This window comes from Actinomycetospora soli (assembly GCF_021026295.1).
GTDB classification, from domain to species: domain Bacteria; phylum Actinomycetota; class Actinomycetes; order Mycobacteriales; family Pseudonocardiaceae; genus Actinomycetospora; species Actinomycetospora soli.
In genome coordinates this window covers 147,612-160,709 of record NZ_JAJNDA010000009.1, presented here as the reverse complement: position 1 = coordinate 160,709, position 13,098 = coordinate 147,612, and the positions used below count along the sequence as shown (strand labels likewise).

16 protein-coding genes are annotated in these 13,098 nt (G+C 74.4%); 10 read left to right on the top strand and 6 right to left on the bottom strand.

Annotated elements, in window-relative coordinates; genetic code table 11:
• Positions 1–63 precede the first annotated feature (63 nt).
• Positions 64–567, bottom strand: coding sequence for a L,D-transpeptidase (locus tag LN037_RS16605; RefSeq protein WP_230754543.1), 504 nt, complete (start codon positions 565–567; stop codon positions 64–66).
• Positions 568–775: 208 nt separating this feature from the next.
• Positions 776–1,291 (bottom strand): O-acetyl-ADP-ribose deacetylase, encoded by a 516-nt coding sequence (locus tag LN037_RS16600; RefSeq protein WP_230754540.1) that lies wholly within the window; start codon positions 1,289–1,291, stop codon positions 776–778.
• A gap of 38 nt (positions 1,292–1,329) precedes the next feature.
• On the opposite strand from LN037_RS16600, the gene LN037_RS16595 reads away from it, so the two are divergent.
• Positions 1,330–1,779, top strand: a complete 450-nt coding sequence (locus tag LN037_RS16595; protein ID WP_230754537.1) for an SRPBCC family protein — start codon at positions 1,330–1,332, stop codon at positions 1,777–1,779.
• 208 nt (positions 1,780–1,987) lie between these two features.
• Here LN037_RS16595 and LN037_RS16590 read toward each other — a convergent pair whose 3' ends face one another.
• Positions 1,988–2,707 carry an RluA family pseudouridine synthase gene (locus LN037_RS16590; RefSeq protein WP_230754534.1) on the bottom strand — a complete coding sequence of 240 codons (720 nt, stop codon included), beginning with the start codon at positions 2,705–2,707 and terminating at the stop codon, positions 1,988–1,990.
• A gap of 11 nt (positions 2,708–2,718) precedes the next feature.
• Positions 2,719–3,891, bottom strand: coding sequence for an isochorismate synthase (locus LN037_RS16585; RefSeq protein WP_230754532.1), 1,173 nt, complete (start codon positions 3,889–3,891; stop codon positions 2,719–2,721).
• Positions 3,892–4,032: 141 nt separating this feature from the next.
• Here LN037_RS16585 and LN037_RS16580 point away from each other — a divergent pair, with 141 nt between their 5' ends.
• Together LN037_RS16580 and LN037_RS16575 are read left to right on the top strand one after the other, a co-directional pair.
• Entirely contained in the window at positions 4,033–5,295 is a 1,263-nt protein-coding gene (locus LN037_RS16580) for a cytochrome P450 (protein WP_230754530.1), read from the top strand.
• 66 nt (positions 5,296–5,361) lie between these two features.
• Positions 5,362–5,757 carry a VOC family protein gene (locus LN037_RS16575; RefSeq protein WP_230754528.1) on the top strand — a complete coding sequence of 132 codons (396 nt, stop codon included), beginning with the start codon at positions 5,362–5,364 and terminating at the stop codon, positions 5,755–5,757.
• A gap of 115 nt (positions 5,758–5,872) precedes the next feature.
• On the opposite strand, the gene LN037_RS16570 is transcribed toward LN037_RS16575, so the two are convergent.
• Positions 5,873–7,117: an FAD-dependent oxidoreductase gene (locus LN037_RS16570; RefSeq protein WP_230754526.1), complete on the bottom strand. Its 1,245-nt coding sequence runs from the start codon at positions 7,115–7,117 to the stop codon at positions 5,873–5,875.
• Between the two features lie 102 nt (positions 7,118–7,219).
• Between LN037_RS16570 and LN037_RS16565 the strand changes: the two genes are divergently transcribed.
• From LN037_RS16565 to LN037_RS16535, 7 genes are all read left to right on the top strand, one after another.
• Positions 7,220–7,882, top strand: coding sequence for a TetR/AcrR family transcriptional regulator (locus LN037_RS16565; protein WP_230754524.1), 663 nt, complete (start codon positions 7,220–7,222; stop codon positions 7,880–7,882).
• Between the two features lie 62 nt (positions 7,883–7,944).
• A complete protein-coding gene (locus tag LN037_RS16560) occupies positions 7,945–8,646 on the top strand; it encodes an energy-coupling factor ABC transporter permease (RefSeq protein WP_230754522.1) in 702 nt (233 codons plus the stop codon).
• Entirely contained in the window at positions 8,643–8,984 is a 342-nt protein-coding gene (locus tag LN037_RS16555) for a PDGLE domain-containing protein (RefSeq protein ID WP_230754520.1), read from the top strand. Before LN037_RS16560 ends, LN037_RS16555 begins: the two co-directional genes overlap by 4 nt.
• A complete protein-coding gene (gene cbiQ, locus LN037_RS16550) occupies positions 8,984–9,742 on the top strand; it encodes a cobalt ECF transporter T component CbiQ (RefSeq protein ID WP_230754518.1) in 759 nt (252 codons plus the stop codon). The genes LN037_RS16555 and cbiQ overlap by 1 nt, the downstream gene beginning before the upstream one ends.
• Positions 9,739–10,506, top strand: a complete 768-nt coding sequence (locus LN037_RS16545) for an energy-coupling factor ABC transporter ATP-binding protein (protein WP_230754516.1) — start codon at positions 9,739–9,741, stop codon at positions 10,504–10,506. The genes cbiQ and LN037_RS16545 overlap by 4 nt, the downstream gene beginning before the upstream one ends.
• A 57-nt stretch (positions 10,507–10,563) precedes the next feature.
• Positions 10,564–11,343 (top strand): tyrosine-protein phosphatase, encoded by a 780-nt coding sequence (locus LN037_RS16540; protein ID WP_230754514.1) that lies wholly within the window; start codon positions 10,564–10,566, stop codon positions 11,341–11,343.
• A 129-nt stretch (positions 11,344–11,472) separates the two neighbouring features.
• On the top strand, positions 11,473–11,652 hold the full coding sequence (locus tag LN037_RS16535) for a hypothetical protein (protein WP_230754512.1): 180 nt from the start codon (positions 11,473–11,475) through the stop codon (positions 11,650–11,652).
• Here the strand turns inward: LN037_RS16535 and LN037_RS16530 are convergent.
• Complete coding sequence (locus LN037_RS16530; RefSeq protein ID WP_230754510.1) at positions 11,649–13,094, bottom strand: pyruvate, phosphate dikinase; 1,446 nt, start codon at positions 13,092–13,094, stop codon at positions 11,649–11,651. The two genes, LN037_RS16535 and LN037_RS16530, sit on opposite strands and share 4 nt — an antisense overlap.
• Between the last annotated feature and the right edge of the window lie 4 nt (positions 13,095–13,098).

The window sequence follows — 13,098 nt, the reverse complement described above, 5'->3', positions numbered from 1 at the left end:
AGCGAAGGGCCCCGTCGGTCGACCTGGTCGACCGGCGGGGCCCTTCGCCCGGCTCGGGGTGCGCTACTGGACGATCTGCACCCGGTCGTTCGGGTTCAGGTGCTCGAAGAAGCGCTTCGCGTCGGCCTCGTTCAGCCGCACGCAGCCCGCCGACTGGCGGTCCAGCGTGCCCTGGTGGAACGCGCGGCCGTTGTTGTCGAAGAACACCGCGTACGGCATCCTCGCGCCCTCGAACTCCTGGCTGACGTGGTACTGGTCCTTGCGCTGGATGACGTAGTCGCCCACCGGCGTCTCGTGCCCCTGCCCGCCGTGGGTGTTGGCGACCGGGCCGTAGACGACCGTGCCCTTGCCGTCCAGCAGCCACGCCTTGTTCTCGGAGAGGTCGACGCACGCCTTGATCGTGGGCGTGGTGCACGGTGTGCCGCCCACGCCCGGTGCGGTCCCGGCCGGTGCAGCGGCGGCGGCGATGCCGGAGGCCTGGACCAGGCCCATCCCGACGGCGGCCGCGGAGAGGACGAAGCGCCCCGTGCCCGGGCGCTGCTGCTTGCGGTGCCTGCCCTTGCTCAATGAACCTCGCTCGTTCGTCCACGCGCCGGCCACGCGCCGTGCCGGCATGCACGCACGGCTCCCCCCGAGCGCGCACGATGGGGACAACGACGCGGTACGGGGAGGGTCACGAACCGGATTGATGACGCGAGATGGGTCGCTCCGGGGCAACCCGGGCGCCCGACACCCGTCGTCGGGAAGGTCCTCGGCGAACGGGCAGCGCGCCGTGTCAGGACTGGGCCGCGCGGGTGAACGCCTGGTACGCGTCGTCGCCGAACAGGACGAAGCGGACCTCCTCCACGGCCGTCCGGGTGGATTCGACGGTCCCCACGGCGATGCGGGCCGCGTCGTCCATCGGCCAGCCGTAGACGCCCGCCGAGATCGCGGGGAACGCGACGGTGCGGGCGCCGAGCTCGTCGGCGACGCGCAGGGACTCGCGGTAGGCGCCGGCGAGCAGCTCCGAGCGGTCCTCGGACGTCGCGTGGACCGGCCCCACCGTGTGGATCACGTGTCGCGCGGGGAGCTTCCCGGCCGTCGTGGCCACCGCCTGACCGGTGGGCAGGCCGTCGGGCAGGCTCGTCGCCCGCAGCTGTCGGCACTCCGCGAGGATCTCGGGCCCGCCGCGGCGGTGGATCGCCCCGTCCACCCCGCCGCCGCCGAGCAGGCCGGAGTTGGCGGCGTTGACGACGGCGTCGACCTCCTGCGTCGTGATGTCGCCCTGCACGAGGGTGATGCGCGCTCCCACGGCACGCCAGTACCCCCGGCCGTGCCACGATCATGCGTATGACGTCGGACCGCAGCATCGAGGTGTCCCGCCTGGTCGACGCGCCGCCGGAGCGCGCCTTCGCCCTGGTCGCCGACCCGGACCGGCACCCCGACCTGGACGCCTCGGGCATGGTCCGCGCCTCGCAGACCCATCTCGCGCTCACCGAGCTCGGCGACGTGTTCACGATGGACATGCACAACGAGCAGATGGGCGACTACATCGTCGAGAACCACGTCGTGGTCTACGAGCCCGACGCCGCGCTCGGGTGGGCGCCGGCGGGCCCCGGCCAGCGCCCGGCCGGCTACACGTGGACCTACACGTTCGAGGCCGAGGGCGACGGCACGCGGGTCACCCTGACCTACGACTGGTCCGCCGTCACCGACCCGCAGCTGCTCGAGTTCTTCCCGGTCGTCGACGCGGACACCCTGGACGCCTCGCTCGGGCTGCTGGCGGAGGCGCTGGCGTAGGGCTGTGGCGTCAGCGGTGGCACACGGCTGACGTCGAGTGTCAGGAATGCGCCACACCCGCGCTCGGCGGGTAGCGCTCCGCGCGAGAGGTACAGCACGCAGGTTCTGAAGCCCGTCGACCTGTCCTGTGTGCCACTGGCGAACGCGCGCCCCTCTGCGCCGTTCGCGAGAGGGACGTCAGGCAGGTTCCGGCGGCTCCGGACCTGCGCTACGTACCACTCGCGGCGCCGCCGAGCAGGGCCCGGAACTCGTCGTCCGGCTCCGCTGTCACGGTGCGACGCTGACCGTCCGGGGCATCGAAGGCGAGCCGGTGCGCGTGCAGCCCGGTGCGGGTCGTCGGGTTCTTCTCGAACAGCGGGTCGCCGACGAGCGCGTGCCCGATCCACGCCAGGTGCACGCGGATCTGGTGGCGCCGCCCGGTCAGCGGGTGGACCTCGAGCAGCGTCGCCCGCTCCCGCGACTCGAGCCTCGTGAACGTCGTCGTGCTCGGGTAGGTCTCCTTCGACGTGTCCACCGCGTCGTCCGGCACGGTCCACACCCCGTCGACCAGCGCGATCGCCTCGCGCGGCGCCGCGATGCGCACCCGGTTCTTGCGCCCGACCGACAGCGGCAGCTCGATCCGTCCCTCGTCCGGCAGGCCGACCGTGCCCGTCACGGCCAGGTAGCTCTTCCCGACGGTGCGTCGGTTGAACTGGCGGGTCAGGTCCCCGTGCGCCTCGAGCCGCGTGGCGAACAGGACGACACCGCTGGTGACCTTGTCGATCCGGTGGGCCGGCCAGAGCTTCTCGCCGTCGTCGGCGGCGAGCCGCACGAGGTCGGTGTCGTGCCGCTCGCCCATCACCGACCACCCGACGGGCTTGTCGAGCACCAGCGCCCCGTCGTCCTCGTACAGCGTGCGCGCCGCGCGCAGGTCGGCCCAGGTGGTCACGTCGGCCAGTGTCACAGCGAGGCGAGCATCGTCTCCAACTTGGTGGTGGTCTCGGCCAGCTCCGACGCGGGCACCGAGGCGGGCACGATCCCGGCCCCGGCGTAGAGCCGCGCCGCCGCCCCGGAGACCTCGCCGCAGCGCAGCGCGATGACCCATTCGCCGTCGCCGTCGGCGTCCATCCACCCGACCATGCCGGTGTAGAAGCCGCGCGAGAACGGCTCGAGCTCGTCGATCGCGCGCCGGGCCGCGTCGCGCGGCACGCCGCCGACGGCGGGTGTCGGGTGCAGGCCCCGGGCGATGTCCAGCGACGCCGCGGCCGAACGCCCGCGGATCGTCGTCGAGAGGTGCCAGAGCGCGTCGGTGCGGATCAGGGTCGGCTCGTCGGGGACCTCGAGGTCCTCGCAGGTCCCGGCCAGCGCGGCCGCGACCGCGTCGACGACGAGCGCGTGCTCGTGCCGGTCCTTGGCCGAGGCGAGCAGGGCCGCGCCGGTGGCCTCGTCGTCGTCGGGGTCCGAGCGCCGCGGCGCCGAACCGGCCAGCGGGTTGGCGACGACCTCGCCGTCGCGCCGCGACACCAGCAGCTCCGGGCTCGCCCCGATCAGCGAGCGCGCCCCGGCGGACGACGGCAGGTCCACCGCGAACACGTAGCCCGCGAGGTTTCGGGCGGCGAGCTCGCAGAGCATGGCGGGCTGGTCGATGGGGGCGTCGCGCACGAGGTCGAGGACGCGGGAGAGCACGACCTTCTCCAGCTCACCGCGACGCATCCGCCGCAGCGCGTCGGCCACCATCGCCTCGTAGCCGGCGGGCTCGGGGACCGGACGGGACTGCCAGTGCGTCGGGTCCGCACCCTCGCCGCGGCGGCCGACGGAACCGGGCAGCGGCGGCGCCCACGTCACGGCCTCGGGGACGACGAGCGCCGCGGGGGCGGTCGGGTCGAACGGCAGGGCCCCGATCACGACGGCGGGTGCGCCGCCGGCCGCGTCGGTCTCCCGCAGCACGCGCCGGGCCTCGTCGGGATCGTCGACGCGACGGGCGACGCCCTCGGCGAGCAGGCCGCCGCGCGGCCCGGAGAACCAGGTGCCCTCGCCGGGGCGCCAGCGGTCCAGCAGTTCCGCCGAGTCCCCGGACCCCGTCAGTGGAGTGCCGGGAACGGCCAGCAGGCCGGCCGTGGCCTCGCTCGTCACGTGGTGGCTCCTCCCGCTCGGGTCAGCCGATCATCGCCGCACTCGTGCCGATCCGCTGGCAGAGTGGATATCCCGTACGTCCACTCTCACCCGGACCGCCCGGCCCGGCCACGTGACACGCGACGCATCGCGAGGAGATCAGTGACCCTCCGTGACGATCTCGCCCTCGGCAGCCGCATCGCGGCGATGCGCGCGGGTGGTCTGGCCCTGGCGCTGCGGGGCGATCCGGTCGCCCGGTTGATGCACCGGCCCTGGCGGCACGACCCGTATCCGACCTATCGGACGGTACGCACCCTGCGTCGGGTGGTCCGCAGCCGCACCGGGATCAGCGCCGTCGCCACGCACGCCCTCTGCGAGCAGGTGCTGCGCGACCGGCGCTTCGGCGTCCGGCTCGCCGACGGCCGCGTCCCGTTCGCGCCGGAGGAGGGGCCGTCACTGCTCGAGCCGGTCGACCTGTCGCTGCTCAACCTCGACGCCCCCGACCACACCCGGCTCCGCCGCCTCGCGCAGCCCACCTTCGCGCCGCGCCGCCTCGAGCGGTACCGCGAGATCGCCGAGACCCTCACCCGCGACCTGCTCGACCGTGCGGCCGCGCGCGGCCGGTTCGACCTCGTGCACGACCTCGCCGCCCCGCTGCCGATCACGGTGATCGCCCGCCTGCTCGCGATCCCCGAGGTCGACGCCGACCGCTTCGCGGCCTGGGGCCGGGCCCTCGGCGGGGCGCTCGACGGCGTCCGCTCCGTCGCGCACGCGCGCGAGCTCGCCCGCACCACGGCGGAGGTCCGCGCACTCTTCGAGTCGTTGGTGTCCCGACGTCGGGTCGACCCCGGTGAGGACGTCGTCTCGCAGCTGGTCGGGGCTCTCGACGCGGGCTCGATGACGATCGACGAGCTGGTCTCGCTGGCCCAGCTGCTGCTCGTGGCGGGGTTCGAGACGACGACGAACCTCGTCGGGAACGCCGTCCGCGCCATGCAGTCGGCGCCCGGGCAGTGGGAGGCGCTGGTCGCCGACCCGGGGCTGGCCGCGGGCGCCGTCGAGGAGACGTTGCGCTTCGACCCGCCCGTCCAGCTGACCGCCCGGATCGCGCACGAGGACGTGGAGATCGACGGCGTCCCGATCCGTCGCGACTCGGGCCTGCTCGTGCTGCTCGCGGCCGCCGGACGGGACCCGGAGGCCCATCCCGACCCGGACCGCTTCGACATCGCCCGCGAGCAGACCACCCCGCACCTCGCGTTCTCCGGGGGCGCGCACTACTGCCTCGGTGCGGCCCTGGCCCGCCTCGAGGGCGAGGTGGCCCTGCGCCTGCTCGCCGAGCGGCTGCCGGGGCTGCGCGCCGCCGGCCGGGCGGTGCCCAGGACGGCGACGGTGCTGCGCGGGCCCCGGCGGTTCCCGGTCGCCGCCTGAGCGTCCGGATCGGTCAGGCATCGCCGGACGCGCATGGGATTGCGCGCGACCGGGCAGGGCACCGTCATGCCTGCCATCCCCGCCGTGCACCACGTGGCCATGTCCGTCCGCGACCTGTCGGTCAGCGAGCCCTTCTACTCGAAGCTCTTCGGCGCCGAGCCCGCCATGACGCTGTCCGACGGCCCGTTCCACCGCCGCGTCTTCGCCCTCGCCGACGGCCAGCTCTTCGGGCTCACCCAGCACGACACCGTCTCGCCCGACGACCGCTTCGACCCGGCCCGCGTCGGCCTCGACCACGTCGGGTTCGGCTGCGCCGACGCCGACGCGGTGACCGCCTGGCGCGACCACCTCGACAGCGTCGGCATCGAGCACTCCGGCATCGTCGAGGCCGACTACGGGCTCGCCCTGTCGGTGAAGGACCCCGACGGGAACGCGCTCGAGTTCTTCATGCTGGCGGGCTGACCCCGCTCCCCGTGGCAGGAAAGCGTCGTTGCTGCCACTCACCGACAGCAACGACGCTTTCCTGCCAGGACGAGGGGCCTGCCGGGACGAGGGGTCTGTCAGGACGAGGGGCCTGTCAAGACGAGGGGGCGGCCACCGGCAGCGGCGGCCGCCGCGCGAAGTCCGGCGCGTGCTCGGGCAGCACGCCGATCCCGATGGCGCGCGCCGGCACCCACTGCAGCGCCGGGAAGCGCTGCACCATCCGGATCGGCCACGGCACCGTCGCCGCGTCGAGTTCCTGCGCGTTCTCCAGCATCGGCACGAGGACCCGCCGGTGCGCGAGGTCCTGGGCGGTCTGCGTGACCACCGTCGGCGGCGTGCGGCGCCGCTGCACGGCGCGACCGGCCCGGTCCACCGCCGCGGGGTCGCGCGCCAGCAGCGGGTCGGCCAGCACGCGGGCCGCCGCCACCGCGTCCTGCACCGCCAGGTTGATGCCGACCCCGCCCATCGGCGACATCGCGTGGGCCGCGTCGCCGAGGCAGAGCAGCCCGGGCGCCGACCAGCGGGTGAGGCGGTCCAGGGACACCTCGAGCAGCTTGACGTCGTCCCACGCCAGGTCGTCGAGGCGCCCGCCGAGCCAGGGGTTGAGATCGACGAGCAGGTCCCGCAGCGCCTGGACCGAGCCGGCGCGCAGGCGGGCGTCGGTGCCCTTGCCGATGATCAGGGCGCACTGGAAGTAGTCGCCGCGGTCGAGCATCACGAGGAAGCGGCCGCGGCCGATCCGCCCCAACCCGCCGTCGGGATCGTCGTCGTGGCGGGGCACCCGGAACCACTCGACGTCGATGGGCACGTCGTAGCGGTGCAGCGGCAGCCCGGAGTCGGCGCGCACGCGCGAGTCCCGGCCGTCGCAGGCGACGACGAGGTCGGCGGCGATCTCGCCGCCGTCGGCCAGGCGCACCCCGGTGACCCGGTCCCCGGTGCGGACCAGCCCCGCGACCTCGGTCGACATCCGCAGCGTGAACGAGGGCTCCTCGCGGGCGGCGGTGGCGAGCAGGTCGAGCAGGTTCCACTGCGGCGTCATCGCCACCATCGGGTGCGGGGCGTCCAGCCGCGTCAGGTCGCCGATCGTGATCTCGCCGGCGTCGAGGCGGACCCGCGCCCGGGTCAGCGCGCGGTAGGGCAGCTGCTCGAAGCGGGGCCAGAGGCCGAGTTCGTCGATGAGCGTGAGCGTCGAGGTGTGCACCGTGTCGCCGCGGAAGTCGCGGAGGAAGTCGCCGTGCTTCTCCAGCACGGTCACCTCGACCCCGGCCCGGGCCAGCATCAGGCCGAGCACCATCCCGGCCGGGCCACCACCCACCACGCAGCACGTCGTCCGTTCCATGACCGCCTCCTCGTTAGCCACCGTGAACGAGCTTTCACTATGGTGGACCCGACGGAGGACCCCCGTCAAGGCGAACGAGCATTCACGGAAAGGGTGGTGGGCGTGCCGCGCCTCACCGACGAACGCCGCGCGGAGAACCGGCGCCGCATCCTGGACGCCGCCCGCCGGTGCTTCGCCCGCGACGGCTTCCACCAGACCTCGATGCCGGACATCGCCCGCGAGGCCGGCCTGTCGACGGGCGCGTTCTACCGCTACTACCCGAGCAAGGACGACGTCGTCCTCGAGGTCGCGGGGCAGGCCTTCTCGATCCTGGCCGGCCGGCTGGACGAGGTGGTCACCGCCGACGCCGCCCCGACCGTCGCCGACCTGGTCACCGCCGTCGTCGGGACCTTCGGCGCGCAGCACGTGCGCCTGCCGGACGGCTCGGAGATCGACCTCGACGAACTGGTGCGCTGCGGGGTGCAGGCGTGGGGCGAGGCGACCCGGCCCGGGCCGCTGCAGGACCGCGTCCACCGCGGCTTCCGGGCGTTGCGCGACCGGGTCGCCACGGGACTGCGCCGGGGTCAGGAGGCCGGTCTCGTCCCCGCCGCGCTCCCCCCGGAGAGCGGCGCGCACGTCGTCATGGCCGTGATCCCGGGCTTCGTCATGCAGCGGGCCGTGTTCGGCTACCGGGACGTCGACGGCTTCGTCGCCGCGCTCCACACCCTCCTCGACGCGCCGGACGCCACCCTCCGAACGGCCAGGACGAGGTTGTCGCAGGACTAGTGCGACAAGCACGTCGTTGCGACACTCTTCACCCGGACATCACGAACGGGTGAGGAGAGCGCATGACGACCGAGCTGGTCGGGATGCACATGAGCGACGGCATCGTGAACGCGCCGGTGTCGCTGGGCTTCGGGGTCGTCGCGATCCTGGGGCTCGCGGTCTGCGTCGCCCGGGCCCGGCGCGATCTCGACGACCGCACCGCGCCCCTCGCGGGCCTGGTCGCGGCCTTCGTCTTCGCGGTCCAGATGCTCAACTTCCCCGTGCTGCCCGGTGTCAGCGGCCACCTCCTCGGCGGTGCGCTCACCGCGATCCTGGTCGGCCCGTACGTCGGGGCCCTGTGCGTGGCGATCGTGCTGGTGCTGCAGGCCCTGCTGTTCGCCGACGGCGGGCTCTCCGCCCTCGGCACGAACATCACCAACATGGCGCTGATCGGCACCTTCGTCGGCTTCGCGGTGGCCGTGGCGATGCGTCCGCTCGCCCGCCGGTCGCGGGCCGGGCTGCTGCTCACGGCCTTCGTCGCGGCGTGGGTGAACACCGTCGTGGCGTCGATGGGCTTCGTCGTCGAGTACGCCCTCGGCGGCCAGGGCCTCGCGCTCGGCACGGTGTTCGGCCTGATGGCCGGCTTCCACGCCCTCATCGGGATCGGCGAGGGGATCATCACCGCCCTCACGGTGGGCGCGGTGGCCGCGGTCCGACCCGACCTCGTGTACCTGCTGCGCGGGCAGCGTTCGGAGCTGACGCTGCGGACGGCGGCGGTCCGATGAGCACGGCCACGACCAACCGCCGGTACGCCGGGTTCCTCGGCGCCTTCCTCCTCGTCGCGCTGCTGCTCGCGGGCGGCGCCTCCTACCTCGCGTCGAGCTCGCCCGACGGGCTGGACGCCGTGACGCAGACCGGCTGCAGCGAGACCGACGCCGGGCTGCAGGGGCAGTGCATCGCGCAGAACGCCGGCGAGCACCCCGCAGCCGGGAGCCCGTTCGCCGACTACGCGGTGGGTGGCGACGAGGCGTTCACCGGCGTGGCGGGCGTCATCGGGGTGATCGCCACGCTCGCCGTGGCCGGCGCCCTGTTCTGGCTGCTCCGCCGCCGCTCGGGCCCCTGATGGGGGCGGGACACGCCCACACGCTGCACCACGCCGGCGACAGCGTCGTCCACCGGCTGCCCGCGCACGTCAAGATCGTCGCCGCGTTCGTCATGGTGGTGGCCGTCGTGGCCACCCCGCGGGAGGCGTTCTGGGTGTTCGGGGCGCACCTGCTGCTGCTCGTCGCGATCTGGGTCGCCGCCCGGCTCCCGGTCGCGGCGATCGCGGCCCGGTCGCTGATCGAGGCGCCGTTCGTGGTCCTCGCGGTGCTGCTGCCGTTCTTCGCCACCGGGCCCCGCACCGAGTTCCTCGGGCTCTCGCTGTCCGTCGACGGGCTGCTCGCGGGCTGGAACATCCTGGTCAAGGGCACGCTCGGCGTCCTGGTCTCGGTGACGCTCGGCATGACGACGCCGGTGCGCGACCTGCTCGCCGGCCTCACGCGCCTGCGCGTCCCCGGCCTGGTCACGACGATCGCGACGCTCATGGTCCGCTACCTCGAGGTCATCGCCGCCGAGGCGCGGCGTATGCGCCTGGCCCGGGTCGCGCGGGGGCACGACCCCCGGTTCCTGTGGCAGATCGGCCCGACGATCCGCGGGATCGGCACGCTCTTCCTGCGCTCCTACGAGCGGGGCGAGCGCGTGCACCTGGCGATGCTCGCCCGCGGGTACACCGGGGCCATGCCCCTGCTCGGAGACGGCACGACGAGCCGTCGGTCCTGGACGCTCGCGCTCGTCCCGGCCGCCGCGGCGGTCCTCCTGGCGACGGCGGGGTACGCGTGAGCGGGGAGACGCCGCGCGGCGGAGCTCGACCGTCGACCGAGCCGTCGCTGCACGTCGAGGGGCTCGCCTTCGCCTACCCCGACGGCCACCAGGCCCTCTTCGGGGTCGACCTGCGCATCGAGCGCGGCGAGCGCGTGGCGCTGCTCGGCCCGAACGGGGCGGGCAAGACCACGCTCGTGCTGCACCTCAACGGGGTGCACCGCGCCGGGGCGGGCACCGTGCGGGTCGGCGGGCTGGAGGTGGCGAAGCCGAACCTGCAGGAGATCCGTCGTCGGGTCGGCGTGGTCTTCCAGGACCCGGACGACCAGCTGTTCATGCCCACCGTCGGCGACGACGTGGCCTTCGGCCCGGCCAACTTCGGCGTGGTGGAGCCGGAGCTGTCGCTGCGGGTCAAGCAGGCGCTCGGCGCGGTCGGGATGGGCGAGCACGCCGACCGCTCCCCCATGCACCTCTCGGGCGGTCAACGACGACGGGTCGCGCTCGCCACCGTCCTCGCCTGCGACCCCGAGATCCTCGTGCTCGACGAGCCCTCGTCCAACCTCGACCCCGTGGCCCGTCGCGAGCTCGCCGAGGTCCTGCTCGGGCTGGACCGCACGATGCTCATGGTCACCCACGACCTGCCCTACGCCCTGCAGCTCTGTCCACGCTCGGTGGTGATCGACGACGGCGTCGTCGTCGCGGACGCACCGACCCGCGAGCTCCTCGCCGACACCGCCTTCCTGGCCGAGCACCGCCTGGAGCTCCCGTTCGGGTTCTCGGTCTGAGGCGTCGCGACGACGGGGCGATCACCGCCGGACCGTCGGGCCTGTGAGGATGCGGGCGTGAGGAACCCCCTCAACCGCATCCGCCGTCTCCGTCGGGAAGCCGCCAACCGGCGCGCCGTGATCGCGCACGTGCCGCCCGGCCCGCCCACCCACAACATCCGCGACGTGGCGGGGCTGCCCACCGTCGACGGCCGGCGCACCCGGCCCGGGATCCTGCTGCGCGGGGACGCCCCGTTCGCCGACGACGGGCCCGACTCCCCCGGGTGGCCGCAGGGTCTGGCCTGGCCGCCGGGGGTGGCCGTGGACCTGCGCAGCGAGCGCGAGCTCGACCACCCGTACCCGCTCGCGACGACGCGGTGGGTGCACCTGTCGATGATCGACGCGCTCGACCCGACGATCCTCGCCCGCGACGAGAACGACCGGCTGCCCACCGACCAGCTCTACCTCGCGCTGCTGGACGCGGCCCCGGTCTGGCTGCCGACGCTGTTCGACGCCGTGCTCGACGGGCCGCACCCCGTGCTCGTGCACTGCGCCGCGGGCAAGGACCGCACCGGGGTGTCGGTGGCGCTGCTGCTGCGACTGGCGGGCGTGACGCGCGCGGCCGTCGACGCCGACTTCACCCGCACGAACGCCCGCCGGATCGGGCTGCAGCGCCGCCTGGAGCGCCGCCCGCTGCTGCGGCCGGGCATCGTGCCCGCGGGGGACATCGGCGTCACCCGCGAGCACCTCCTCGGGGTCCTCGACCGCCTCGACGGCGACGGCGCCCGCGAGATCACCCGCGGCGCCGGCCTGGCCGACGACCGGGTGGAGCAGTGGCGATCGCTCCTGGTGGAGTAGCCGCCGCGCACCCTGTGGTCGACCACAAAGTCCGGGGAGACAACGCTGGGGCGCACGACAGTGCCGGGCGCGTCGACGGTCAGGAAACTGGAGGGTGAACCGGTTCGACGCACCCGAGGAGTGGACCTCATGACGACCCCCGCGACCTGCCCCTGCTGCGGGGTCGTGGTCATGCCGGAGGAGATGGCCTTCGACTTCGCCGGGGAGACCGTCGAGTCGCTGACCCGGGAGGTCACCTACCTGCGCGAGACCGTCGCCCGCCTGCGCGCGGCGGTGCACGGCAGCGCCCCGCGTCCGGTCGCGGTCTAGTTCGTCCCGAGCCGGTCGGGCAGGTCCGCGGGCGTCGTCGCGCCGGTCCACTCCAGCAGGGTGGACTCCCACGGGGCGGCCGCGTGCGGACCGGTCTCACCGGTGACGTCGCCCTCGAGGACCACGCCGCGCGCGCCGTCGACGGTGACGACCCGCCCCTCCAGCGCGGCGACCACGCCGTCCCCGCAGCCGACGACGCAGGGCAGCCCGGCCTCACGCGCCACCAGGGCGGCGTGCGAGGTCGTGCCCCCGTGCTCGGTGACCACCGCGACCGAGGCGTACATCGCGGGCACGTCGTCGGGCGCGGTGAACGGCCGCACCAGGACCACCGGTCCGTCGGCGTCCAGCGCGTCGTCGGGATCGGTGACGACCACCCCGGACGCCACCCCGGGTCCCGCGCCGATGCCGCTCGCAACCGTCTCGCCGCCCGTCGTCGCCGACGCCTCCAGGTGCCCGCGGGCGTGGTCGGCGGTCAGGCGACCCAGCGCCTCCTCGCGCGTGATCATCCCCGCCGTCGCGAGTTCGACGGCGACGCGCAGGGCGGCCGTCGGGGAGCGCTTCCCGGCCCGGGCCTGCAGCACGTACAGCCGCCCGGACTCCACGGTGAACTCGACGTCCACGAGGTCCCGGTACTCACCCTCGAGGACCGTCGCGGCCTCGACCAGCTCCGCGTGCAGCGCCGGCAGCTCGTCGGCGAAGGTCGCGATCGGCACGGGGGTCACCGTGCCGGAGACGACGTCCTCGCCCTGCCCGCCGCGTACCCACTCGCCGTAGAGCACCGACTCACCCGTGGACGGGTCGCGGCTGAACGCGACGCCGGTCCCCGAGGCCTCGTCCCGGTTGCCGAAGACCATGGCCTGCACGGTCACGGCCGTCCCGGCGTCGTGGTCGAGGCCGTACCGGTCGCGGTAGACCCGCGCGCGGGGGCTGTCCCAGGAGCGGAACACCGCGCCGATCGCCGCGCGCAGCTGCTCCCACGGGTCCTCGGGCGGGCCCGCCGGGTCGACGACCTCGGCGTACGAGCGTCGGAAGCGGGCGTCGGTGTCCTCCGCCCACCGGCGGTCGCCGGTCGCCTCCGCGAGCCCCTCGACCGCGGCCGGGGTCAGCCCCAGGTTGAGGACGGTGTCCATCATCCCGGGCATGCTCTGTGCCGCCCCGGAGCGGACCGAGACGAGCAGCGGGGAGGAGGGGTCCGCGAACCGGTACCCGGTGTCGGTCTCGAGGGCGCGCATCGCGTCGACGACCCCCGCCCACACCTCGTCGGGCAGCCCGGACTCCCGGTAGCGCGCGCAGACGTCGGTCGTGATGGCGAAGGCGGGCGGGCCGGGCAGGCCGAGGGAGCGCATCCGGTTCACGGAGTGCGCCTTGCCTCCCAGCCGCTCGCGGCCGTACGGGCAGGTGCCGTCGAGGGCGACGACGGCGGCGTCGAGGCCGGTGGTCACGGTG